The 23,184-nt window shown below is 68.7% G+C and carries 18 protein-coding genes and 1 pseudogene; 12 read left to right on the top strand and 7 right to left on the bottom strand.

The annotated features are described in order from the left end of the window. Positions 1-119: 119 nt before the first annotated feature. Entirely contained in the window at positions 120-641 is a 522-nt protein-coding gene (locus ABZ833_RS07415; RefSeq protein WP_361042364.1) for a DUF4232 domain-containing protein, read from the bottom strand. A gap of 789 nt (positions 642-1,430) precedes the next feature. Further along, positions 1,431-1,766, bottom strand: a complete 336-nt coding sequence (locus ABZ833_RS07410) for a hypothetical protein (protein WP_361042361.1) — start codon at positions 1,764-1,766, stop codon at positions 1,431-1,433. 898 nt (positions 1,767-2,664) lie between these two features. On the opposite strand from ABZ833_RS07410, the gene ABZ833_RS07405 reads away from it, so the two are divergent. After that, positions 2,665-3,666: an AraC family transcriptional regulator gene (locus ABZ833_RS07405; RefSeq protein ID WP_361042359.1), complete on the top strand. Its 1,002-nt coding sequence runs from the start codon at positions 2,665-2,667 to the stop codon at positions 3,664-3,666. A gap of 478 nt (positions 3,667-4,144) precedes the next feature. Here ABZ833_RS07405 and ABZ833_RS07400 read toward each other — a convergent pair whose 3' ends face one another. The 3 genes and pseudogenes from ABZ833_RS07400 to ABZ833_RS07390 form a co-directional block, all read right to left on the bottom strand. Continuing rightward, positions 4,145-5,776, bottom strand: coding sequence for a M4 family metallopeptidase (locus tag ABZ833_RS07400; RefSeq protein WP_361042356.1), 1,632 nt, complete (start codon positions 5,774-5,776; stop codon positions 4,145-4,147). 329 nt (positions 5,777-6,105) lie between these two features. After that, positions 6,106-6,299, bottom strand: a pseudogene (locus ABZ833_RS07395) (proprotein convertase P-domain-containing protein); the annotation flags it as partial. A gap of 102 nt (positions 6,300-6,401) precedes the next feature. Then, complete coding sequence (locus ABZ833_RS07390) at positions 6,402-8,945, bottom strand: discoidin domain-containing protein (RefSeq protein WP_361042353.1); 2,544 nt, start codon at positions 8,943-8,945, stop codon at positions 6,402-6,404. Between the two features lie 620 nt (positions 8,946-9,565). Here ABZ833_RS07390 and ABZ833_RS07385 point away from each other — a divergent pair. Beyond that, positions 9,566-11,770: an Ig-like domain-containing protein gene (locus tag ABZ833_RS07385; RefSeq protein WP_361042350.1), complete on the top strand. Its 2,205-nt coding sequence runs from the start codon at positions 9,566-9,568 to the stop codon at positions 11,768-11,770. 432 nt (positions 11,771-12,202) lie between these two features. Here ABZ833_RS07385 and ABZ833_RS07380 read toward each other — a convergent pair whose 3' ends face one another. Together ABZ833_RS07380 and ABZ833_RS07375 are read right to left on the bottom strand one after the other, a co-directional pair. Beyond that, entirely contained in the window at positions 12,203-12,442 is a 240-nt protein-coding gene (locus ABZ833_RS07380) for a hypothetical protein (protein WP_361042346.1), read from the bottom strand. A gap of 61 nt (positions 12,443-12,503) precedes the next feature. Continuing rightward, a complete protein-coding gene (locus ABZ833_RS07375) occupies positions 12,504-13,403 on the bottom strand; it encodes a hypothetical protein (protein WP_361042343.1) in 900 nt (299 codons plus the stop codon). A 118-nt stretch (positions 13,404-13,521) separates the two neighbouring features. On the opposite strand from ABZ833_RS07375, the gene ABZ833_RS07370 reads away from it, so the two are divergent. Genes ABZ833_RS07370 through ABZ833_RS07325 form a run of 10 tightly spaced genes read left to right on the top strand, consistent with a single transcriptional unit; the run spans position 13,522 to position 23,184 of the window. Then, complete coding sequence (locus ABZ833_RS07370) at positions 13,522-14,115, top strand: DUF4255 domain-containing protein (RefSeq protein ID WP_361042341.1); 594 nt, start codon at positions 13,522-13,524, stop codon at positions 14,113-14,115. Next, the gene (locus ABZ833_RS07365; RefSeq protein WP_361042339.1) at positions 14,112-15,056 is read left to right on the top strand and encodes a hypothetical protein; all 945 of its coding nucleotides are present in this window, start codon (positions 14,112-14,114) and stop codon (positions 15,054-15,056) included. Before ABZ833_RS07370 ends, ABZ833_RS07365 begins: the two co-directional genes overlap by 4 nt. Before the next feature lie 46 nt (positions 15,057-15,102). Then, positions 15,103-16,965: a phage tail sheath subtilisin-like domain-containing protein gene (locus ABZ833_RS07360; protein ID WP_361042337.1), complete on the top strand. Its 1,863-nt coding sequence runs from the start codon at positions 15,103-15,105 to the stop codon at positions 16,963-16,965. Positions 16,966-16,997: 32 nt separating this feature from the next. Next, positions 16,998-17,459, top strand: a complete 462-nt coding sequence (locus tag ABZ833_RS07355) for a phage tail protein (RefSeq protein ID WP_361042334.1) — start codon at positions 16,998-17,000, stop codon at positions 17,457-17,459. Continuing rightward, positions 17,456-19,405, top strand: coding sequence for a phage tail sheath C-terminal domain-containing protein (locus ABZ833_RS07350; RefSeq protein WP_361042331.1), 1,950 nt, complete (start codon positions 17,456-17,458; stop codon positions 19,403-19,405). Before ABZ833_RS07355 ends, ABZ833_RS07350 begins: the two co-directional genes overlap by 4 nt. Further along, positions 19,392-19,901, top strand: coding sequence for a phage tail protein (locus ABZ833_RS07345; protein WP_361042329.1), 510 nt, complete (start codon positions 19,392-19,394; stop codon positions 19,899-19,901). Before ABZ833_RS07350 ends, ABZ833_RS07345 begins: the two co-directional genes overlap by 14 nt. Further along, positions 19,901-21,262 carry a hypothetical protein gene (locus ABZ833_RS07340; RefSeq protein ID WP_361042327.1) on the top strand — a complete coding sequence of 454 codons (1,362 nt, stop codon included), beginning with the start codon at positions 19,901-19,903 and terminating at the stop codon, positions 21,260-21,262. The genes ABZ833_RS07345 and ABZ833_RS07340 overlap by 1 nt, the downstream gene beginning before the upstream one ends. Beyond that, positions 21,259-21,432 carry a hypothetical protein gene (locus ABZ833_RS07335; RefSeq protein ID WP_361042324.1) on the top strand — a complete coding sequence of 58 codons (174 nt, stop codon included), beginning with the start codon at positions 21,259-21,261 and terminating at the stop codon, positions 21,430-21,432. The genes ABZ833_RS07340 and ABZ833_RS07335 overlap by 4 nt, the downstream gene beginning before the upstream one ends. Then, positions 21,425-22,510, top strand: a complete 1,086-nt coding sequence (locus ABZ833_RS07330; RefSeq protein WP_361042322.1) for a contractile injection system protein, VgrG/Pvc8 family — start codon at positions 21,425-21,427, stop codon at positions 22,508-22,510. Before ABZ833_RS07335 ends, ABZ833_RS07330 begins: the two co-directional genes overlap by 8 nt. After that, a complete protein-coding gene (locus ABZ833_RS07325) occupies positions 22,510-23,184 on the top strand; it encodes a phage baseplate assembly protein V (RefSeq protein WP_361042319.1) in 675 nt (224 codons plus the stop codon). The genes ABZ833_RS07330 and ABZ833_RS07325 overlap by 1 nt, the downstream gene beginning before the upstream one ends.

Raw genomic sequence — 23,184 nt, 5'->3', positions numbered from 1 at the left:
CGACTCCCGCCGGACCGCCGGTTAGGGCCCGTGGGGACGGGAGCCCGCAACGGCTTCTCTGTGCGCAGGCGCCCCCGAGCGGAGGCCGACCGGAGAGGCGGGTCAGTTGGTGAAGAAGGTCAGCTGGAGAAGGGGACGGCGTCGGCGGGGTCGGCGTGCCAGTTGGTGGCGATGGGCTGGTCGACCAGGACGGTGTTGGGGAGGTCGAGGGTGATGGAGTTGACTTCGTCGCCGGCGACGGAGAGGTGGAGCTGGTCGAATTCCCGGCCGAGGTCGTCGTTGGTGATCTTGGGGTTGATGCCGGCGTACACGGTGGTGGAGCCTTCGAGGGTGATGCTCTCGCTGACAGCGTGCTCGGCGGGCGACACGGCAGTGTCGGGCGAGGAGCCGAAGGACGCGGAGGGGAAGACGCCCTCCAGGGTGCAGGAGATACCGGGCTTGGCCTTGGCGGTGAGGAAGAGGTAGCCGCCCGCCTGCGTCTCCTCAGTGACCGTGAAGGTCAGGTCGTCGGTTGCGCAGGCCGGTGCGGCGGTGCGGCGACTGTCGGCCGTGGCGGCGGCCGTCGCGGCGCCGGTGAGGGCCAGCGCGGCGACCGCGGCGAGGGTGAGGCGGGCGGAACGGGCGACAAGGCGCGAACACATCTAGATCTCCATGGTGCTGAAGGGTGCTGAGGGGTGCGGAAGTGGTTCGTCCAGCGGGTTGCTGGGATGACCGCAGCTTGTTCGGTGATCCGTCCCGCCCGACACAGATGACGACCACTACGGGACGCCGGAACGCCGAAACATGCCCTGACCAGCACAGACATCGTGGGCGTGGAACGGGACGTTGGGACGCCGGGACGTTGGGACGCCGGGACGTTGGGACGCCGGGACGCCGGTTGCCGAACGCTCTCTGACAAGCTGCCCCGAACAGCCGGACGACCACCGGTCCGAGGATGACCACGAGGCGAAGGGCATGAGCCGTGGCCGTAGGCGCGGACAAGCGGGTGGATCCGCCTCACTTCGGTACCGAACGCGAGAACTGCCGCTCCGGTCGTCGAGCCCCGGCCGTTGATCTCGTAGTACCCGTTGGTGGTCAGTTGCAGGATGACAAGCCCGAACACCCCCAAGCCGATCAGCGTCCCCACGCCGAGCGCGGCCCCGGCCCCCTCCCGCCCACCTCCGTGGCCGGGCGGCGCTCGGTCCGGCGTACCACCCACCCGTAAACGAGCACCGCGAGCACAGCCGTCAGGACGCCGAGGACGAGCGTGAGGCGCTCGCAGACGCCTCAGGAACGCTGAGGCCCCCTGCCAGGACCTGCCCGGCGGGGGGCCTCAGCGCCCATCACGTGTCACGACAGCCTTATGTCTGTCTCGGAGGCCGGCGGCGCCCTCTTACAGGACCGCGGAGAAGAAGACGGGGAGGCAGGAGAAACGGATACCTCTACCGCAGCTACGTCAGCTTCATGACGATGTCGGCACCCTCGGCGGAGTTGTAGAGGACGGGGTCCCCTGATTCCTCGCCGTAATAGAGCGTGGTGTCACACCCGTCCGAGAAGGCCAGCACTACCGAGGTCGCGCCTGCCACATCCAGAGACTTCCAGGTTCCCTTTCCCGACTTGGTGTGCAGGCCACTGGGCGAGCACGAGTAGTACTGCACCCTGAGGTTTTTGACGGTGAACTTTCCCTTGCCCCGCAGGCCGAGCGTCGCCCCCGTATCGCCGTTCTTCCATTCCCGCACCAGGGCCCGGGGCTTCGCGGCCCCCTTCTCCGGATAAGGGTCGCTCAACGGGGCGCAAGAGGTGCAGATCAGCAAAGCGCCGACAAAGCATGGGGCGAGCAGGAGGATCCGGGCAGATCTACGCTTCCGCGGTGTGAGCCGCGGGCCAGTCCCTGAACGCCCCATGCCCATAGGTCACTCCGATGTCATTCGTTTATGCCGGTCTGCTGATTGTATTGACCTGTCATTGCAGGGGGGCCTCCCATGACGCCGCCTCAGGCGGGGAAGACGGCCCGGAAGCGGCATCTGCTCGTCGCCTACGCGGGCATGGCGACGATGCCGTTGCTGGCGGGACGCCTGGGTGCGGGGTCCGGGCACCCAGAACGCCGGCCGCAGCATGACCGAGCGACGCCCTGTCTGCCAGTACTACGGAAGGGCAGTTGCCCCACTGGAAAGTTAGGCGCTGCTACCTGAGGGCCTGATCCGCTTAACACATGCAGTGATCCTGTAAACGCAGCTGATTGATCGTTGCGGACGAGTTTGGTCAGGGCCTTGGTTGATGGGGCGGCAGACTTCTGCGGATGCCGAACAATTCTGTGCCTGAGGTGTGGTGGGAACGCGTGGCTCCGTTGGGTTTCGCCTCGGCCGTCGCGTCGGCGCTGGTCTGCGGGCGTGCTGCCGACGGAGGGCCGGGCCTCCCGTTACGGGATCGCTGACGTATTGCGTCAGGGGGCGGGGCTGGGCTGACGTGCCGCCCCAACGCATCAGCCGCAGCGGGAGTGGCCCTCGACGTTCACGCGGGTCCGCCGCTCATCAGCCGGCCACCTCGGACGTCCCCCATCAACCCCACCGGCATCACCGACATCACCGACGGAGGCACGGCCTCGGGCCTGCCTCTTGATGGAACGAAGAGCCATGCCCCGGCTGGACAAACAAGCCGCTGGCCCACACAAGAAGCGACGGGAACATGCATCAGGTTTCGCCCCTCCGAGCTGAATTTGCCCAGCCGGTCCGGCTCCGCACCCACGACCTGGACGAGGCCCGCCAAGTCATCCGGCAGAACTTCTACTCCAACGTCGTCGACCTGCTCCAGCCGTCAGCCGTTCTCACCGGGTACTTCACGGTCAGCAGGCTCCGCCGGATGACGCTCGGCACCCTGCAGTTCGGTGCAGACCTGTGCATGCGCTTCGGTGAACTGGGGGCCTACCACGTCGACATGCCGCTGTCCGGGTCCATGGCGTGGCACCAGGGACGCCTCGATCCGCTCCTGGCCACCGTGCACGAAGCCGCCGTCTTCCAGCCTGGCCGCAACACAGTGCTGGACCAGTGGAGCGGCGACTGCCGACTTCTCGCGGTCAAGATCGAACGCCCCGAACTGGAGCTCCAGTTGGAGCGACTCCTCGGCACTCCGATCCGGCTGCCTCTTCGACTGAAACCCGCCATGGACATTTCTCACGGCCCCGGACGCAGCTGGGCCCAACTGGTCCGGATGGCGGCGGAAGATGCGCAGACGTCCCAGGGGCTCATCGGTCAGGAGCTGGTCGCCGAGCGGCTGCACGAGGCAGTGGTGATCGGGCTGCTACTGGCGGCTGATCATCCTTACCGTGAACAACTGGCGCGGCCAGTCCCGCCCAGCCGTCCTGCCCCGGTCAAGCGCGCCATCGACGCCATGGAGGCGCACCCGGAGCATCCGTTCACCGTCACGGCCCTTGCCGAGATCTCAGGGGTGGGCATCCGACAACTGCAGCAGGGGTTCCGCCAGCACGTGGGGATGCCACCCATGGACTACCTGCGCCGGATACGGCTGACCCGTGCCCACAAGGAGCTGCGCTCAAAGGAACCGGGTCAGGTGACCATCACCGATGTCGCCTACCGCTGGGGCTTCACCCACCGCAGCAGGTTCGCCGTCGCCTACCGTCAACGCTACGGCGTGACGCCCTCGGCCACCCTGCACAAGACGCAGTCTTAAGGAGGCCATGGCGGGTGACGCCGCCGCCCGGTAGTCGTGCGGCCGGCTGTTGGTTCCCCGATCTCGCCCTCCAGCATCGCGACGAACTGCGCGCTCGACGCAGCCGACGGCTCCCACCGCCAGCCCGCTCCCCCGGCGGACACGCGCCCAAGCGTCTCGCTCACCTGGCGTCTCTCCTCGGATCGGCAGGTCCGCCGTTGATCGGACACTCCTGCCGCTCCGTCGCACACAGGTTCCCGCGGGGCATCAGCCGGATCCGCCCAGCACGGTCTTCCACACCCGGGTCGCCACCTTCAGGTTGAGCCGGTCCTCGACATTCGGATCCTCCCGGTGCACCGACTCCTCGTCGACGGAGTCGAGTTGAGGCTGGTGGCGGTGCCATTCGAGTGCACGGGAAAGGGGCGCGGGTACTGGTGCGGTGAACGCCTAACGGGCGGCGCCCGTTTCGGACGCCGCCCGTTACGTGACTGACCGGGGGTTACTTGACGTTGACGCCGGTCCAGGCAGCAGCCACACGCTTGTACTCGGCGGAATTCGCGCCGTACAGGTCCTTCGCAGCGCTCAACGTGCCCTTACGGGCCGCCTTGTAGTCGGTGGTCGACGTGAAGTACGTCGTCAGGGCCTTGAACCAGATCTTCTCGGCCTTGCCGCGTCCGATGCCCAGCACCTTGGAGCCGTCGGCGGTCGGCGAGTTGTACTGGACGCCATTGATCCGCTTCTTGCCGCTGCCCTCGGACAGCAGGTAGAAGAAGTGGTTGGCGATGCCGGAGGAGTAGTGGACGTCGACATTGCCCGCGTTGGCGTTCCACTTGTCCAGGGACTGGCCGTCCTTGCTCGGCTTGTCCATGTAACGCAGCGGGGAGCCATCGCCGTTGATGTCGATCTTCTCGCCGATGAGGTAGTCGCCGACGTCCTTGGGGTTCTTGGCCTTGAACTCCACGGCAGTGGCGAAGATGTCGGAGGTGGCCTCGTTGAGGCCGCCGGACTCGCCGCTGTACTCCATGTTGCCGGTCGCCGAGGTGACACCGTGCGTCATCTCGTGGGCCGCGACGTCGATCGAGGTGAGGGGCTTCTTGTCGCCCTCGCCGTCGCCGTACGTCATGCAGAAGCAGCTGTCGTCCCAGAACGCGTTCACGTAGCCGTTGCCGAAGTGGACACGGGAGGTCGCGCCCTTGCCGTCGCCGTTGATGCCCTTGCGGCCGTGCACGGACTTGTAGTAGTCCCAGGTGAGCTGGGCGCCGTAGGCGGCGTCGACGGCGGCGGTCTGCGCGCTCGAAGGCTTGCCGTTGCCCCAGACGTCGTTGGCGTCCTTGAAGAGCGTGCCGCCGCCGCTCTCCGCGTGCTTCAGGTCGAAGGTGCGGTGGCCGCCTCGGGCCTTGTCTGTCAGCTCGTAGCCGCTCGTGCCCTTCTTGGAGCCGACCGTAACCTTGCCGCTGTACTGGCTGTTGCCGGTGCCGTTCTCGATGGCCTGGTACTGGTACAGCTTCTTCCCGCTCGCGGCGTCCGTGATGACGTGGAGCCTGCTGGGCGTGCCGTCCTTCTGCACGCCGGTGACAACGGTCTCGTACGCGAGGACGGGCTCGCCGGAGGCGGCCCAGATCACCTTGCGCGGGGCCTGCGCGTCGGCCTTGGCGGTCTTCGCCTTCGCGGCGGTCGACTCGGCGGACTTGGCGACGGAGGACCTGCCCAGCTTGGCGTCGGTGGAGGCGACCTTCACGGTGGCCTCGGTCGCCTTGGTGACGCCCTTCAGTTCGCCGTTCTTGGCGGTGTGCACGACGAGGTCGCCGCCGAGGACGGGAAGGCCGTCGTAGGTGCGCTCGTAGCGGGTGTGCGTGGTGCCGTCGGCGTCCTTGATGACGTCACGGACGACGAGCTTCTCCTTGGCACCGAGGCCGATCCGCCCGGCGGTCGCCGATCTCTCGACGCTCGCGTCCTGGAGGAGGTCCGCGCGGGCCGACACCGAGAGGGCGACGGGAGAGCCGGACGGCCCGGTCTCCTTGTCCGGCTGGGCGGAGGCGCCGGTGGTCAGTCCGGCGGTGAGCAGCGCCCCGGCGGCCACGGCGGTGGCGATCGCGAGCGTCGAACGCTTACGGGATATATCAGAGATCACGCGGGCTCCATCTGTGGGGGCCCGGGAGGCATGGAGGGCCGCCCGGAGCAGAAAAAGACGCGATGCGGGCGTGCAGCGTGTTGCTGTACGTGCAGCGTGTTGCGGGGGAGCGTGTCACTTCAACCAGGTACATGTCAGTCTTTTGGCTGGATGTTGGCCAGAAATAGTCCGTTGAACGATGGTCGACATACGCAATGCGAACAGATCATGAACGCGGTCGGCATCGGCAACGCGCCAGCCACGCGGCAGAGTTGATTACCCGCGGCGGTGATGTGCCTCGGTGAGGCGGAGCCTCTGTGCGGGGTGAGGATTACGGGGCAAGCCACCCGTCAACACTTGATGTGGCCCGTGCCCTGCGCAGTCCTGTCCTGCACCTTCAGCTTCCAGGTGCCATTGGCGGCTCGGACGAGGCGTTGACCGTGCAGGTCTCCTTGACGTTGGCCGTGGGGCCCGAACTGCTGGTCCGCTTCAGCGGATAGACCGTGCCGTCGGTGACCTCCAGGTCGACTTGGAGGTCACCGCGGCGCTGACGTGAAGAGGACGTCCACGCGACAGCCCGCTGCCGAACAGCGCGCACGACGAAGCCCCCCCCCGTCTGCTCGGCGGGGCTTCGTCGTGCGCGCGGTCAGCCCACGCTGACCATCCGGGCCTTGCTCGGCACCCCGGCCGAGTTGAGCGCGAACAGCAGATAGCTGCCGGGCAGCGCCACCCCGGGGTCGGAGGGGACGTTGAGGGTGTACGACGTCGCGCTGTTGCGGGTGAAGGTGAGGGGTACGCGCCGCTGATCGTTGTCCGTGGAGTGGGTCGCCGCGCCCGCCCGCACCAGGGCGAACGAGGTGACCGCCGAGTCAGTGGTCACGGGGACGGTCGCCCCGTTGGCCACGCGGGCGGGCACGGTACCGGTGATGACGGGCCGGGTGCGCTCGGTGCCGTCGGCGTTGAGCAGGTAGGGCGGCGTGAAGACGGCCCCGTCCGCGTGGTTGGTGGCGCAGTCGCCGCACAGGCCGCCGCCCCCGGAGAAGATGCGCCCGTCGGGCAGCAGGTTGGCCACGCTGTGGTAGTTGCGCGGCACGGCCATACTCGCCATGCGGGTGAACTGCCCCGTCGCCGGGTCCCATACCTCCGGTGTGAGCGAGGAGGTCGCGTCGCTGAACGGCACCGGGTAGGACTGCCCGCCGAACACGGCGACCTTGCCGTCCGGCATGACCACGCTGTTGCTGAAGGAACGGGCGAAGTCCATGTCGCCGGTACGCGCGGCCACCGGGGTTCCGCCCCCGTTGAGGTCGACGGTGTACGCGCGTCGGGTGGCCGTCGTGTTCTCGTAGGTGGTCGCACCGCCGAGCGTGAGGAGTTTGCCGATGTCGTACGCGACGGCGTTGCCGTTCATGGCGTCCGCGCTGTCGGCCCGCGTTCCGGCGGCGGTGACGGAGCCGTCCCCCTGGGTGGAGATCCAGTTCATCTGCTTGCTCGGCCCCAGCTGGAGGACCCGGCCGCCTGAAGTCGCGTGCAGCCACTGGTGGTTGTCGGCCCGGTAAGGGCCCGCCGGGTCGGCTGTCATGGTGTTGGTCACCGGCACGCCGGACAGCTTGCGCCAGGCGCCGGTGGACGGCGACCAGACCTCGCCGTTCTTGCCGCCCTGGCCGCCGCTCCAGGAGCCGCCGAGGACGAAGGCGTCGCCGTTGGAGAGCAGGGTCATGGCCTGGTAGCCACGGGCGATGTTCATGTCGCTGGTCGCCGACCAGGCGTCGGTGGCCGGATCGTAGATACTGGCCCGTTCGGCGTTGCTGCCGCCAGTGACCAGCACCCGGCCGTCCTTCAGGACCGCGATGCCGGGGCAGAACATGTCGTGCCGGGTGTTGTCGACCCGTCGTTGGGTCACGGCTCCGGTGCCGAGATCCATGATCGCGGTCTGTGTGTAGCCGTTGCTTCCCCCGAAGCGGTCGACGCCGTACGCGGACCAGGCGAGCAGCTTGTTGTTCGGCAGCAGGGCGGTGGCCACGGGAACCAGCGGGAATCCGGTGACCCGGCCCCAGGAGCCGGCGGTCGCCGGGTTCGCCGGAGTGCTGAGACGGAGCTCCGCCGCCGAGGACCACGGCCCGCGCCCGCCCGCTTCCGTGGTAGCCGTCAGGCGTACGTAACGCGCGCTGACCATGCGGGAGAAGGTGGCCCCCTTGACGGTGTCGTCGTCCTTCCAGGTGCCGCTCGCGACGGGTGCCCCGAACGTGGTGCCGTCCGTGCTGGTCGTGACGGTGTAGGCGCCGACCCGGCCGTTGGCTCCGGACCTGCGCGGCTGGTAAGTGAGAGCCGAGACGTCGCGTGCGCTCTTCATGTCGATGGTGATGCTGTGCGGCAGGGGCACGGCGGTACCGGAGTACCGGCTGTGCCAGAGGGTGTCCGGATCGCCGTCGAGGACGTTGGCGGCGGGGTTAGCCGAGGCGCTCACCTCCTCGTCGCTCGCCGTCGCCGTCCACCCGGTCCGCGGCAGGTCGACCACGGAGGCGGGTGAGCCGGGGTCGCCGAGGAGGTTGATCTCGGCCGCGGATGACCAGGGGCCGCGGTTGCCGGCCTCGCTCGTCGCGGTGAGCCGCACGTAGCGGGCGCCCTGCGCGGCGAAACTCAGGGTCTTGGCGGTCGCGTCGTCGCCGAGGGTGCCGGAGCCGACGGCGGAACCCCAACTCGTACCGTTGGCGCTCAGGTGGATGACATACGAACCCACCCGGCCGTTGGCGCTGTTGGTGCGCGGCTGGTAGACGAGTGCGGATACGACAGCCGTCCGGTGCATGTCGACGATGAGGGTGTGCGGCAGCGGCGCGGCGGTGCCGCTCCACTTGCTGTGCCAGATGGTGGCGTTGCTGCCATCGAGAACGTTGACGGCGCGTCCGTTCTCGGACGCGGTCTCCTCATCACTCGCGGACACGGTCCAGCTGTCCCTGGGCAGGACGGGGGCGGTGGGTTCCATGGCGTCGGCCGGCACCACGGGCTCGTGCGGGGCCGCCATCGGGTGCCGGGGATCGGGAGCTCCGGCGGCGCCGGATCCGGCGGCCGCGACGACCGGGCTGATGCCGGTCAACGGAAGCAGCGCGGCAACGACGGCGGCGAGCGCGAAGGCTATGAGGCCGGTGGATCTGAGTCTGCCGTGCGGAAAGGATCTGAACAGACGGGTCAGCATGAAGTCCCCCCGGGGATGCGCGACAGGTGCGCAGATGAGGGCATGACCATGCCAATAGGGTGCAGGGATGTAAAGGGCGTTCTCCCGCCAATCGGCTGATCTCCGCAGCCGCGCGGCGAGCGGGTGCACCCCTCGCCGCATTCACCGTCGTGGGCCGCCGTCCATCGAGGCGCCGCGCATGCTCGCGGAAGCGCACAGGCTGACGCGCACTGATACCTCATCAGTAGGGGCCCCACACATAGGTGTCGTGCCCACAGCACTCCAAATGCGCTTGTGGAGGCAGAGGTTCATCGGAACCCAGCAGGTCGCGGGCGTCCACGCGGCAGGCGGGTCGCAGGCCGATCGCGCGCCCGGCGCGGCCGCCGCTTGGACCGCCATGACCAGGGCAGTCATGGGCACGGCAAGGCCCCGGGCGCGGTGACGGGCATTCTCGGTCGGCGCCGACCCAACGGTTGTTCCGGCACCGGTCGCCACGTCACGGGGCGTGTTCCCTGCTCGACTCTCGACGGGAGAAGACCGTGACCGTATTACGCCTTCGCAGACGCAGTCACTCACGGAGCGGACCATCACACCGCGCGGCAGGCTTCCTGCTGGCCCTGTCCCTCATAGGTGTCGTCCTGGTGGCTCCCCCAGAGGCGCGGGCGGACACCACCTTCTCAACGAAGATCGACTTCGGTACCGCCACCACCGTGCCGGTGAGCGGCTACGCACTCGACTACGGGCAGGCTTTCGGCGCCCGTTCCGGCGCCAACCAGGGCACCGGCCTCACCTACGGCTGGGTGGGGCTGACCAACACCACCCCGCTCGACCTGACGGGCAACGGCCGGGACAGAGGCACCGCCGAGCCCGACCGGCTCCTCGCCACCCTCGTGCACATGCAGCTGCCCGCCTCGTCGGCCGGCGTGAAGACCCCGGGCCGGTGGGAGATCGCCGTGCCCAACGGCACCTACACGGTGACGGTCGCCGTGGGCGACGCCACGAGCGTGGACAGCTCCCACGCGCTCCAGGTCGAGAACCAGAACGCGGTCGACGGGTTCGTCCCCACGTCCACCACCAAGTACCAGACCAGGACCGTTCAACCGACCGTGGCGGACGGCCGGTTGACGATCAGCCCGCTCGGGGGCAGCAACACGAAGATCGCGTACGTGACCATCGCCCCGCTCGCCGACTCCGCCGTTCACCCGGAGGTCAGGACGGTGACCCCGGCGAACACGGCGACCGGCGCGGCACCGACCGGCAGCGTCGTCGCGGACCTCCGCCTGGTGGGCCCCGGCGTCGACGCCGCGACCCTCACCGCCAGCACGGTCACCCTCAAGGAGTCGGCGACCGGGACCACCGTGCCCGCCCACGTGATCACCAGCGGCGGCGGCGACGTCATCAACCTGTCGCCGACGACGGGACTCAAGGCGAACACCCGCTACCGCTTCTCGGTCACCAGCGGCGCCCGGGACCTGGACGGGCGGAGCTTCACACCATGGAGCTCGGTGTTCACCACCGGGGCGGGCACCGGCACCGGCACCATCGCGTTCGACAAGGTGGCCACGTCGGCAACGGGTAGAAGTTTCGCCTCCGTGGTGAAGGGCCCAGACGGCAAGCTGTACGCGTCCACGCTCGACGGATACATCGTGCGGTACGCCATCGCCGCCGACGGGACCCTGAGCGGGGCGGAGACGATCTCGACCGTGCGCACGGACGCGACGGCCCGCGGTCTACCCGGAGCGCCCAACCGCTCCGTCATCGGGATGGCGTTCGACCCCTCCTCCACGGCGGCCGCCCCGGTGCTGTGGATCACCTCCAACACCATGTACGCCGGAGGCACCCCGAACGAGCCGGACTGGTCGAGCAGCATCGCCAGGCTGAGCGGTCCAGGGCTCGGCACGTACACCGAGGTGATCAGCCGTCTGCCCCGGTCCGTGAAGGACCACGAGACCAACTCCCTGGCCTTCGGCCCTGACGGCGCCCTCTACGTGACGCAGGGTGCCAACAACGCCATGGGCGCCGCCGACCCGGCGTGGGGCAACCGCCCCGAACACCTGCTCAACGCCGCCGTGCTGCGCCTCGACCCGGCCAAGCTTCCGGCATCCGGTGCCGTCGACGTGCGGACCGAGAGCCCGGGAACATACGACCCGTTCGCCGCCAACGCACCACTGACCCTCTACGCGACGGGCGTACGCAACGCCTACGACTTGGTGTGGCACACCAACGGCCACCTCTACACACCCACCAACGGGTCCGCGGCCGGGGGCAACACGCCCGCCACGCCCACACCGCTGCCCGCCGCCTGCTCCCGCCGGATCGACGCGGCGACGGCCGGGGCCTACACAGGTCCGACCGTGCCGGGGATCACGTCCAACCCCGTGGCGGAGACCGACTACGTCTTCGACGTCAAGAAGAACCGCTACTACGGGCACCCGAACCCGGCGCGCTGCGAGTGGGTGCTGGCCGGGGGCAATCCCACGTCGGGCACGAGTCCCTTCGAGGTCACCGGCTACCCGGTGGGCACCCAGCCGGACCGCAACCTGGACGCGGCCGGCATGTACGACGCCGGACTGCACGCCTCTGCCGACGGGGTCGTCGAGTACCGCGGCAACGCCTTCGGCGGCTCGCTCAAGGGCAAGCTCCTCGTGGTCCGTTACAGCAGCGGCCAGGACATCGAGGTGTTCGGCGTCGACGCGCAGGGGAAGCTGTCGGCGCCCACGACGGGCATCACCGGGTTCACCGGATTCCAGCAGCCGCTGGACGTCACGGAGGACACGGCCAAGGGCACCCTGTACGTCACGGAACTGGGCGCTTCGAAGATCACCCTGCTCAGGCCCAGGGTGTGACGCCGAGAGGCGAGTCGGCCGGGCACTGACCCGGCATACGTGGGGCTGCCATATGCGTGTCCGGCGCATGTGGCACTCGCGGTCGGCAGGGTCCGCGGGCCACGATCCGGGCCAAGCGCGGACAAACTCGGCTCCACAGCAAGTGATTCCGCTCTTTGCCGCAGGTCAAGAGCGAGTTCCAGTGTGTACCACCAGCAGACGAAGAACCTGCTGGTGTCGTACTCGGCACAGAAGCTCGGCTTCTTCTAGGACCAGGAGGGAAGGCGCCTGACCTGGCCCTTTGCCCGTCAGGCGCCTTCAGCTCGATTGGGTCACAGCGTGGCCCTGTATGCGTGGTCCCTCCCAGTTTCCCCCGCCGGTCTCCCAGTCCTGACCAGTAGTTCCGGTCTATTCCCGGTCCAATTTCCAGCTCATCCCGCAGGCCGGTGAGCCCTAGTTGACGCGGTCCCATTCCTGTATGGACCGCTCGATGACGCGGTTAGCCTGCTCCCGGACGCCGTCCAAGAATTTGGCGTAGTGGCGGAAGAGGACCTCGATGCTCTGGCCCGCCCGGCGAGCGCATTCGGCCGGGTCCACACCGGAGTACAGCCAGAAGAAGCTCCCCGCGTGCCGCAGATTGTAGGGGCGCTTGGCCAACCCGGAGGCGCGTTCCGTGCGGGTCAGACGTTTCAACGGCACAGTCGGCCAACTCAGCTCAGCGCTGCCTCTCGCCCATTGATCGCCGGGAACGCCTTCAGGATTGATCGTCGTCCTCGCCGTCACCGCCCTGCTTGAGCAGCTTGGAGTATTCAGCAAGCAGTTCTTCGACGAGGCTCTGCTGAAGTTCCGCGCACCGGTCCTCCGCAGCCTCTTCCTGGCACTCGGCCTTGGCGATCGCGCCCTCGATGACCGCGAGCGCCTGCCACCCCTTGAGTGAGCAAGTGAGCGCCTTGCAGAGGCAGTTGACGTAGTCGTTCGAGCTCGAGAAGCCTCGCCACACATCGATCAGCCACTGCTTTACGACCAGCAGGCGCGCGTACAGCCGGACAAGTGCGTAGCCTTTCTCGCCCTTGCCCATCGCTTCACTGATCTTCGCGAGCTCGTCCTTGATCGCCGTGGTCCGCTTCGTGAGCTCCTCCGGCTCACCGATCAGATCGTCAAAACACTTCTCCGCCTGCGTGGTGTGACGTCCGATGTCAGCACGGCGAGCGTAAAGCTCACTGAGCGCCACACCGGCGGTATTCGCGTCGAAATCACATTCGTCATCAGCGCAACAGCCTCCAGGCGCACCACATTCTTCGAGCTTTGCCTGCACACTCTGGTGGGCACGCTTCATGCGTGTGACGATGCGCTCGTCGTCGATCGTGCATTTCAGCCGCTCCAAGAGCTGGGCGAGCTGGACACCAGACTCCTCCACGACCTTCGCCGCATCCTCACGTGCCTGGGTGTACTTGGCCCTCGCCGCGTCATATTTTGTGCGGCGTTCCGCCAGCTTCGCCGCGGCGGAGGTCGTAACTTCCGCCTGCTTCTTGACGCCCTCGGCATCGCACTTGAGCGTGTCCAGGCCGTTTGGATCGCAGTCCGCGCACGGCTTCGGCTGCGCGTCGCTACTGCGGTGGCCGGGCTTGCGCGGGTCCCCATGGGTGGTGGCCATCACTCCTCCTTCGACCGGTCAGGCGAAGTGTCTGTGCAGCCGCGTCACCTCAGCGTCGCCGAACGGGACATGGACTTCGGCGACGCTGCGGTGACGAGACGTACGGAGTATCGGCGGCATGGCCGGACACCAGGCTCTCGCCGCCGTAGGACGCAGCATCGTCGCGCTGCTCAAACTGCGCTTCGAGGAGGAACTGCCGGGACTACGCCGACCCAACGCTGTGCTGGTCGGCACCGGTGACCTGAGCACCGTGGACACACCTGGCGCGGCGATCCAGTTTCCCGCGGTGTCGGTGTACTGCTATCGACTGTCCGTGGACCGGGAGACCCGTGCCGGCTGGTCCGCGGTCGCCGGAGCCGACGGGGTGCCGCGGCTGCCGCTGCGCATGCACCTGCTGGTCTCCGCGTGGGACGGGAATGTCGAGTTCGAACTGGAGTATCTCGGTCTCGCGGTACGTGTTCTGGAGAGCGAGCCCGTCCTCACCGGCCCGCTACTGCATCCGAGCGGGCTCTGGCGGCCCGGGGACTCGATCCAGGTGGTGCCCGACGAACTCGCCTTGGACTCGATGAGCGAAGCCTTCCAGGCGCTGACCGCCGACTTCCGGCTGTGCCTGCCGTACGTGGCCCGTGTCGTTCTCATCGAAGGGCGCCCCGCGGGCGAGGGCGAGCGGGTCGCCACGGTCTCCGCGGAGATGGCGCAGGTGGTCCCATGACCTCTGGCGGCGAGCTCGTCACTCACACCGTACTGCTGCACCGGCTGGCGCTGGGCGTGGAGACCGTCGACGCCGTCACCGGCCGCGCGGTGGGTACGGCGGTCCGGGTGGGCCGGGAAGTCCCGGATCAGCCGCGCCGACGCCACCGCGGGCAAGGGCTCGACCCCATGCTTCGGCGCACCGACCTTCCACTGGAGGCGAGCAGCACTGGACGGTATCGGCTCCGGCACGAGCTGCGGCGACGCCCGGTCCCGCCCCCGCGCAACGGCGTTCCTCCTGCCCCGGCGCCGGTCGTCGTACGCATCGACGACCCCTCGCGACGGTTCGTACCCCGGAGGTTGGCGGTACCGCTGTGGACACTGGCCGAGGTCGAGGCCGCGGAGGCCGCGGGCGGGCACATTCCGGTGCGCTCCCGGCTGCTGCGCCCCCGGCTACTGCCGGGCAGCGCGTACGTCCTGCCACGGGGCGTCACGGGATTGCGTGGACGCGTCCGCGACGCCGCCGGTCCCCTGCCCTGGGCCCGGGTCGAAGCACGGATCGAGGACCAGCCACCCGACGAAGTCATCGTGGGGCGGGCGCACGGCGACGAGCGCGGTGAGTTCCTGCTGGTCGTGACGACACTCGGCGACGTCGACTTGGCGCTGCGGAGGGAAGTTCTCCTGCGGATCGTCGTCTTCGGCCCGGCGCCGGTACCCGCGTCGGTGCCGGTGCCCGCGCCCTCCCCGGCGGCGGGCGACGAGGACCGGCTGTCCAGGCTACCTGTCGAGCCCGTGCCCCGCGCTGCCGGCGCCCCACCGCCGACCGAAGCTGATCTCGACACCGCTCTGATGCGCGGTGAGACTCCGCCTCCGGGATATCAGCAGTCGTCCGCCGACCGCCGGGTCCGCGTCCCGGTCGGCGGCATGCGATCCGAGCCCACGCCCTTCCTGTTCAGCCCTTGAACGCGACCGAGGAGGTCCGCGCATGCCCGAGTATTTGACCCCCGGCGTGTACGTCGAGGAGACCAGTTTCCGCTCCAAGACGATCGAGGGCGTATCCACGAGTACCTGTGGCATGGCCGGGCTGACGCGCTACGGTCCGGTACCGCACACGCTGACCTTCACCGGCACGGACGGCGACGAGGACATTCGGCCCGTTCTCGCGCCCCCTCCGCCCCTCAGCAGCTTCGCGGACTTCGAGCGCGCATTCGGTGGCCTCGAGGAAGTGTCCGGAGACACCAACTACCTTGCCCTGGCCGTCCGGGCATTCTTCGCCAACGGTGGCCGCCGGCTGTACATCGCCCGCGTCTTCCCGTGGTTCCGGGCCGGGACCGGTGTCGACGCCGACCGGATCGACGAATGCTTCGCCCGTCGTGACGTCGGCACGGGCGCCACGCCGGTGGCACAGTGGCGTGCCCGGTGGCCGGGACAGGCCGGACGCGAGATCAAGGTCGACACCGACTTCCAGCGAGGCAAGAATGCCTTGATCTCCTCGGGGAGTTCACCGGCCCCGAGCCTCACCGGTGTGCGTGTGGGCACCCTCGTCGAACTGGCCCCGCTCGACGCCGGCCGCCCGGTGCAGCTGCCCGACGGCCAACCGCCGCTGCTGGCGAACCTGCGTGTCGTGGTACGGGACCCCGCCGACGGAGAGCTCAGGCTCGAAGGCGGAAGCGGACTGGAACTGCCCGCCGGCCAGGCGGCCTTCCCCATTCGGCTCGCAGTCACGGTGTCGATGGGACAGCGCCGGGTGGACGTCTACAACGACCTCGCGGCCGATCGACGCAGCACCCGTTCCATCAGCAAGGTCCTCGAACTGGTCGACCCGGCCGACGAGTTCTCCCTCGTCTGGCTCCACGTGAACGGACAACCGACGCCCGCACAGCTCTTGGAAGCGCTCCTGCTCCCCGAGAGCAGCGGATTCCTGTCCGGGGGCAGCGACGGCGAGACGGCCCTGCGACCGGCCGATCTCAGGGGAGAAGAAGCCGACCCGGAGAACGCCTCGATCGCGGCAACCGGTCTGCAGGCGCTCGCCAGTATCGACGACATCGCGGTCGTCGCGATGCCCGACACGGTGCGCTTGGAAACCGACGCCGAATCCAAGCAGGTCGTGGACGCGCTGATCGAGCACTGCGAGAGGTTGCGGTACAGGATCGCGATCGTGGATCCGCCGAAGGAGAGCTCGATTTCCGAAGTACGCGAATTCCGTGCCCGATTCGACACCAAATACGGCGCCCTTTACTACCCATGGGTAAAGATCACCGACCCGAACGCAGTGCCCGAACCGGGCACGCCGACACCCATCGTGACACTGCCACCGTCCGGGTTCATCGCAGGGATCTATGCGCGCAGCGACGCCGAACGAGGCGTGTACAAAGCACCGGCCAATGAAGTGGTGCTCGGCATCACCGAGTTCGAGCACAAGGTCAACTACGACCAGCAATCACTGCTCAACCCCGAGGGCATCAATGCGCTCCGGTTCTTCGAAGGTCGCAGCAACCGTGTGTGGGGCGCCCGGACCATGAGTTCCGATCCGGAATGGAAGTACGTCAACGTCCGCCGCCTGTTCATCTATCTGGAGCACTCCATCGAGCGTGCGACCCAGTGGGCGGTGTTCGAGCCGAACAACGAGCGGCTGTGGGCCTCCATCCGGCAGTCCATCGAGGACTTCCTCCTCGTGGTCTGGCGTACCGGGGCGCTGATGGGCACCCGGCCCGAGGAGGCGTACTTCGTGCGCTGCGACCGCACCACCATGTCCCAGAACGATCTCGACAACGGGCGGATGATCTGCCTGATAGGGGTGGCACCGACCTACCCGGCCGAGTTCGTCATCTTCCGCATCGGCCAGTGGACCGCCGACGCGCAACGCAGTTGACCACAGCAGCCGGACAGATCGGAGACGGAGCCATGGCAGTGCGTGCGGAAAGCCCGTACGGGGCGTTCAACTTCCTGGTGAAACTGGGCGACAGCTGGGACGACGCCCAGCTCGTCGGAGGCTTCTCCGACGTGAGCGGGCTCGGCAACGAGATCAAGTACTCCGAATACCGCGGCGGCAACGACAAGGACAACCATGTGCGCAAGGTCGCCAACACCAACACGACGGACGATGTGACGCTCAAACGCGGACTGATCGGCGACACCCGGCTGTTCGAGTGGCTGACGGCCACCCGCGAGGGCCGGTTCGAGCCCCGCACGGTGATCATCTCGCTGCAGGACGAGTCACGCGCCGGCACCATCTGTCGCTGGAAGCTGGAGGCCGCTCAGCCCAAGAAGTGGGTGGGGCCCACCCTGGCGGGCAAGGGCGGCGGCGAGGTGGCGATGGAGGAGCTCCAACTCGTCGCCGAGAGCATTGTGTTCACCTCGCCGTGACCGCCGGACTGCGACTCGGCACTCCCGGGATCTACCGCGTACAGGAGCGGATCGACCGGTCACTGCGGCCGGTCCGGCTCGACGTGGCGGGCTTCGCCGGGGTCGCGCCGCGCGGTCCGGTCGACGAGCCGGTGCTCGTACGGAGCTGGAGCGACTACCAGTTCCGGTTCGGCGGTTTCGAAGGCCCCGGACTGCTGCCGCACGCGGTCTCGGTCTTCTTCGAGCAGGGCGGAGAGCGGGCGTACGTCCTGCGCGTCGGACCACGTGACACCGAGCCGGATGACGGCCGGGCGCGCTATGAACTGGAAACGGTGAAGGACGGCCGGGGCGATCCGGTGCGGTTCACCGCCCGGGACTGGGGGACGTGGGGGAACGGGCTCACGCTGCGGCTGGAGTACGAAGTCACCCTGCGCTTCCGGCCGGTGGCCGACATCACCGACCCGCTGCTGGAACCGGGCGAGGAAGACCTACCGCTTCCGGAGGGGACGGAGGTTCCGCGAGGCACACTACTGCGGCTGCGCGGGCCCGGAATGCCGGTGCCGGGGGAATTCCGGTGGGTGGAGAAGGTGGAGCGACGGCTCACCCGGCTCGGCCGACGGCGCAGGACCGCGACTCTGGACCGGCCGTTGCCGGGCAGAGTCAATGCGGCAGAGGTGGTGACCGCCGTGTTCTTCGTGGACGACGGCGACCGCACCTTCAGGCGCCAAGAACGCCTCAGGGGGCTCGGTCTACATCCCGGTCATCCGCGATTCCTCGGCAGGATCGTGCAGGAGGAGTCCCTATTGGTGGCGTCCGAAATACCGGAGGCACCGCTGGCGCCCCCCGGCTCGCTCCTGCCCACAGTGGCCGCCTGCCTGATACGGGACGGCCGTGACCGCTACGGCGAACTGGCCGGTGACGCCTTCTTCGACGGCCGCCCAGACAATCCCCCCGACGACGACCCTCTGAACGAACGCGAGCACCACGGAGTGGACCGGCTGGCCCGAACGACCGAGATCGGCCTGCTCGCTGTCCCAGACCTGCTCTGGTCCTGGGCCGTCCCGGGCCCCGAACCGGACCCTTGGGCGGACGCCGCGCACGGTCCGTGCGCGACTCCGGTCCCCACCCCATACGTACGGCCACGCCCGGAGATGCGGCTGCTGGACGCCCGTATCCCCAAGGACCTCGATGCGATCACCGAGCGGCAGCTCCGAGTGGTCGCCCTGGCGGAACACCATCGCCGGTTCACCGCGCTCCTGGACGTGCCGCCCGGGCTGGGCACGCGAGCGGTTGCACGCTGGCGGACCGAGTTCGACAGCGCCTACGCCGCCGCGTACCACCCCTGGCTCGCCGTCGTGGATGTGTCCGGGGTACCGGTGCCGGTCCCGGGGTCGGCCTTCGCGGCAGGCATCATCGCGGCCCGGGAACGCGGGCTGGGACTGTCGTGGGGCCCCGCCAACGAACTGGCGCGCGGTGCGGTGCTCGGCGCGGTCCGGGTCGGGGATGCCGAGCATGACGCGCTGTTCGCGCAGGGAATCAACGTCTACCGCGCGGAGCGCGACGGCTTCCGTCTCACTTCGGCCCGCACTCTGTCGTCCGACCCGGAGTACCGGCAACTCAGCGTGCGGCGGCTCATGACGATGCTGCGGCTCGCTCTCGACCGGCAGTCGCAGTGGATCGTGTTCGAGCCCAATACAACTGACCTGCGCGAACGGTTGCGGCACACTCTCGAGATATTCCTGCGCGGCCTGTACGAGGGCGGCGCGTTCGCCGGTGACACCGAGCGGGAGGCCTTCTTCGTACGCACCGGCGACGACGTCAACCCGCCCCAGTCACTCGCACTCGGCCGACTCGTCGCCGAAGTCGGAGTGGCGCCCGCCGAGCCGTTGGAGTTCCTGGTGTTGCGGGTCTCCGGGGACGGGGAGGGCGGCGTACGCGTGGAGGAGGATAGCGATGACCTCTCCTGAGCCCTTGCACACCAGGATCCTCCAGACCTTCCGGTTTGAGGTCACCTTCACCCGAAGCCCCTCCTCGGGCGCCGCCCCAGCCCAGGAGCGGTTCGCCGAAGGCTCGTTCCAAGAATGCTCGGGACTCGAACTGGAGGCCGACATACGGGAGTACCTGGAGGGTGGCCGCAACGATGGGATCATTCGGCGGGTCGGCCGGGTCAAGCTTCAGCCGATCACGCTCAAACGCGGGCTGTTCACCACGGCCGCGGGTCGGACCGCCAATACCGAAATGTGGGACTGGCTGCAGGGAATGGTCGCCGGGGTCCTGCCGGTCCCGCGCTATGACGGGTTCATCACGGTCAAAGATCCTGCCACCGAAGAGCCTCGGGCCACCTGGCGCTTCGAACGCGGCCTGCCGCAGAAGGTATCCGGTCCGACCCTCAACGCGAAGACCGGTGAGATCGCGATCGAGGAGCTGCACATCGTCCATGAAGGCCTTCGGATGGGGCCCTGATGAGCAAACTGGTGCCGGCCACGATTCAGCAGCTGAAGAAGGCGCACGGCGCCAAGGGCTCGGACCCGCCGGGTTACACGCCCGATGGCGAAGCGGTCGAAGTGCAGTTCAATCCCACCTCGCTGCGGATCCAGTACCAGAACACCCGTGACATCGGCGGGAAGACCGTCAAAACGGTGCAACGGCAGTACTTCTCAGTCGCGCCCGCCGTCCTGAGTTTCGACCTGGAGTACGACTCGGCCGAGAAGGTGGAGGTCGGGAACGAGGCCGGAACGAACCAGCCTTACGATGTGCGGCGGTTGACGGCCACAGTGCGCCGCTTCGTCAGGCCCAAAGCGACGGGTCTGAAGGCCCCCCCGGTGCTCCGCTTCAGCTGGGGCAACTTCGCCTTCGACGGCATCGTCACCCAGATCAGCGAGGAACTGGACTACTTCGCCCCCAACGGCACGCCTCTGCGGGCCAAGCTCAGCATCAGCATCACCGAGCAGGACCCCGCATACGAGGGCAACATCATCGGGCCCGGGGGCAGGAACGACAAGGCAGCGTCCGCCCCCGGCAACAAGCAGCCGTCACAGATATCCGACGACACCGGCACGGCCCCGGGCCGCAGTGGAACCGCCAAACCCGAGAAGGTCGAGACAGCCCAGGACGGCGAGAGCGCCCAACAGTTGGCTGCCCGCATCGGCGGCGACCCGGCCGCCTGGCGCTCGCTGATGAACGGGTTGCAGAGTCCGCTCGGGCTACCGGTCGGCGCCCCTGTACAGGTCGGACCAGAGCTGACCACGGACGCGGGCGTCGGCCGCGCCGCGGGCTTCGCCACCGGGGTCGGTTCCTCGGTCACCGAAGGGCTGGCGCAGGCCCTGGGATTGGCCGCACCCATGCCGTCCGGCCCCGCCCCGGCCGGGGCTCCCGGCGCACTGGAGGCCGCCGGGTTCGCGCTGTCCCAGGCCGGCGGGATCGCCCGGGCCGTCCGTACGGTCGCCGCCGAGGCCACCGGTCAGGCCGCGGCGGCCGCCCGGGCAGCCTTCGCCGCGCCCGTGCAGGCGACGGTGAGCATGATGGATGCGGAGGCCGTGGACCCGCGGTCCCTGACCTACGGCCGGGCCGTTCCCCTGCACGCCCGGGTCCACCCACCGACGCTGGCCGACATCGCTGAGGGCGGCCGCCGCAGTCTCGCCGCCCGCGCCCGGCCATACGAGGCCGCCGCGTCCGACGGACTCTCGGGCCCAGCCCCATGGCAGCAACTGCCGCCGGCCACCAACTCCCGCGCGCGGGCGGACCGTGAGCAACGCCGCCGTGACGCCCGGCCGAGCACGATGCGATGGAAACCAACAGCACCGGGAGGGGGGATGACCGGATGAGCGTCCACATCGACGAGCTGCACTCCGACGTCGTACCCACCGGGGCCGGCGACGCACCCCACGAAGCCGAGTCGGGCAACCCATGGGCCGCAGAGGAACGTTGGCAGGAGATCCGCTGCCGGGCCGAATGGCTGGCCGGGCGGGTCTGCGCGGTGGACTTCGATGACTGAACCGAAATACGCCCTGGTGTCACCGGTCTTCTCGGTGGACGACCAGTTGGTCCGGGCCATGGCCCGCGACTGCATCCGGCTGGAGATCAGCGAGGGCTTGGGGGGCCTGCGCACCATGCGGGCGCATCTCCTTGCGGTGATCGGAGGCTCCCCCGGCCCGCCCGGTCCGATGCTCCATCTCGACGGCGCGCACATCGACTTCGGCCGACAGGTGCGGGTCAGCATCGGCCCGGAGGGTGTGCAGCGGTACGTGTTCGACGGCACGTTCTCGGCGATAGAGGCGGTCTTCGGGGACGGCGAGCCACCCCTGGTGGTGGCGTACGCCGAGGACGCGCTGATGCGACTGCGCATGACCCGGCGAATGCGGACCTACCGCAACGCCACCGATGCCGACATAGCCGCCGAGATCGCGGCAGCGCACAACCTCAAGGCCGACACGGACGCGGACGGGCCGCGCTACGACGTCGTACAGCAGTTCAACCAGAACGACTTGGCGTTCCTGAGGGAGCGCGCGCGTCTCGTGCGGGCAGAACTCTGGTGCACCGGGGACGAACTCCACTTCCGCGACCGCGCAAGCCGCGAGGGGACCGAACTCACCCTGGTCCACGGCAACCAGCTCCTGTCGGTACGCGCCTGCGCCGACCTCGCCCACCAGCGCAGCGCCGTCGTCGTCACCGGCTACGACGCGCAGCGCGAGGCCGTCATCGACGAGCAGGCCGGGCCCGACGCCCTCGACGCCGAGGTCACGGGCGGCCGCACCGGCCCCCGCCTGGTCGAACGCGCCTTGGGCACCAGCACTTCCTATCGCGTACGCGAGGCCGCCCTCACCTCCGCCGAGGCCGCCGCCTGGGCCCGCGCCGAAATGCTGCGCCGCGGCCGCCGCTTCGTCACCGTCACGGGCGTGACTCGAGGCTCCCCCGACATGACCGTGGGCAGCCGCCTCGACCTCCGTCACATCGGCGCCCCCTTCGACGGCGGCGGCTACTACGTCACGCGTCTCACGCACACCTTCGACCACACCCACGGCTTCCGCACGCGCTTCGAGGCGGAGCGCCCGACTCTCAACGAGGTGGCCTGATGGCCCTGTCCGCCATACCCACCCCACCCGACGGCTCCGCGCCGTCCTACTTCGGCGTCTATCCCGCCCTCGTCACCCAACTCGTCGACCCCGACCGCCTCGGCCGCATCGAGGTCCGCTTCCCCTGGCTGGGAATGGACGGCGACCGCGATGTCCGCGCCTGGGCAACCCTGTGCAGCCCCTACGCCGACGACAACCAGGGCCTGCAGATTCTTCCGGATGTGGGCAGCCAGGTAGTCGTCGCCTTCGAGGCCGGCAACCTCCGCCGCCCTTACATCGTCGGCGCCACCTGGAACGGCCGCACCGCCCTCCCGGAAACCGCAACTCGAGCCAACAACCTGCGCGTACTACGATCCCGGCGCGGCAGCCGCCTGGAATTCGACGACTCGGCGGCCGCGGCCAAGGTCCGCATCACGATGGAGTCCGGCCACCAGGTCGTCCTGGACAACGCCACCCAGGAGGTGACGATCCGTCACGCGACCGGCTGCACGGTCAAACTCACCGCAACCTCCGTCGACATCACCGGCAACGTCTCGATGAACGTCACAGCGCCCATGGTCAAGGTGGACGCCGCGATGTCGACGTTCAGCGGCATCGTCAAGTGCACGACCCTGATCGCCGAGACGATGGTGATGTCTCCGGCTTACACGCCCGGCGCGGGCAACATCCTGTGA

The organism is Streptomyces sp. NPDC047525, assembly GCF_040643025.1.
GTDB lineage: Bacteria > Actinomycetota > Actinomycetes > Streptomycetales > Streptomycetaceae > Streptomyces > Streptomyces durmitorensis.
Note: the sequence above shows the minus strand (reverse complement) of the source record. Positions and strands in the feature narration are given on the sequence as shown.

Coding starts and splice junctions, on each gene's coding strand:
- ABZ833_RS07415 (WP_361042364.1), bottom strand. CDS start 641: ATGTGTTCGCGCCTTGTCGCCCGTTCCGCCCGCCTCACCCTCGCCGCG.
- ABZ833_RS07405 (WP_361042359.1), top strand. CDS start 2,665: ATGCATCAGGTTTCGCCCCTCCGAGCTGAATTTGCCCAGCCGGTCCGG.
- ABZ833_RS07390 (WP_361042353.1), bottom strand. CDS start 8,945: ATGCTGACCCGTCTGTTCAGATCCTTTCCGCACGGCAGACTCAGATCC.
- ABZ833_RS07375 (WP_361042343.1), bottom strand. CDS start 13,403: ATGGCCACCACCCATGGGGACCCGCGCAAGCCCGGCCACCGCAGTAGC.
- ABZ833_RS07370 (WP_361042341.1), top strand. CDS start 13,522: ATGGCCGGACACCAGGCTCTCGCCGCCGTAGGACGCAGCATCGTCGCG.
- ABZ833_RS07365 (WP_361042339.1), top strand. CDS start 14,112: ATGACCTCTGGCGGCGAGCTCGTCACTCACACCGTACTGCTGCACCGG.
- ABZ833_RS07355 (WP_361042334.1), top strand. CDS start 16,998: ATGGCAGTGCGTGCGGAAAGCCCGTACGGGGCGTTCAACTTCCTGGTG.
- ABZ833_RS07345 (WP_361042329.1), top strand. CDS start 19,392: ATGACCTCTCCTGAGCCCTTGCACACCAGGATCCTCCAGACCTTCCGG.
- ABZ833_RS07340 (WP_361042327.1), top strand. CDS start 19,901: ATGAGCAAACTGGTGCCGGCCACGATTCAGCAGCTGAAGAAGGCGCAC.
- ABZ833_RS07335 (WP_361042324.1), top strand. CDS start 21,259: ATGAGCGTCCACATCGACGAGCTGCACTCCGACGTCGTACCCACCGGG.
- ABZ833_RS07330 (WP_361042322.1), top strand. CDS start 21,425: ATGACTGAACCGAAATACGCCCTGGTGTCACCGGTCTTCTCGGTGGAC.
- ABZ833_RS07325 (WP_361042319.1), top strand. CDS start 22,510: ATGGCCCTGTCCGCCATACCCACCCCACCCGACGGCTCCGCGCCGTCC.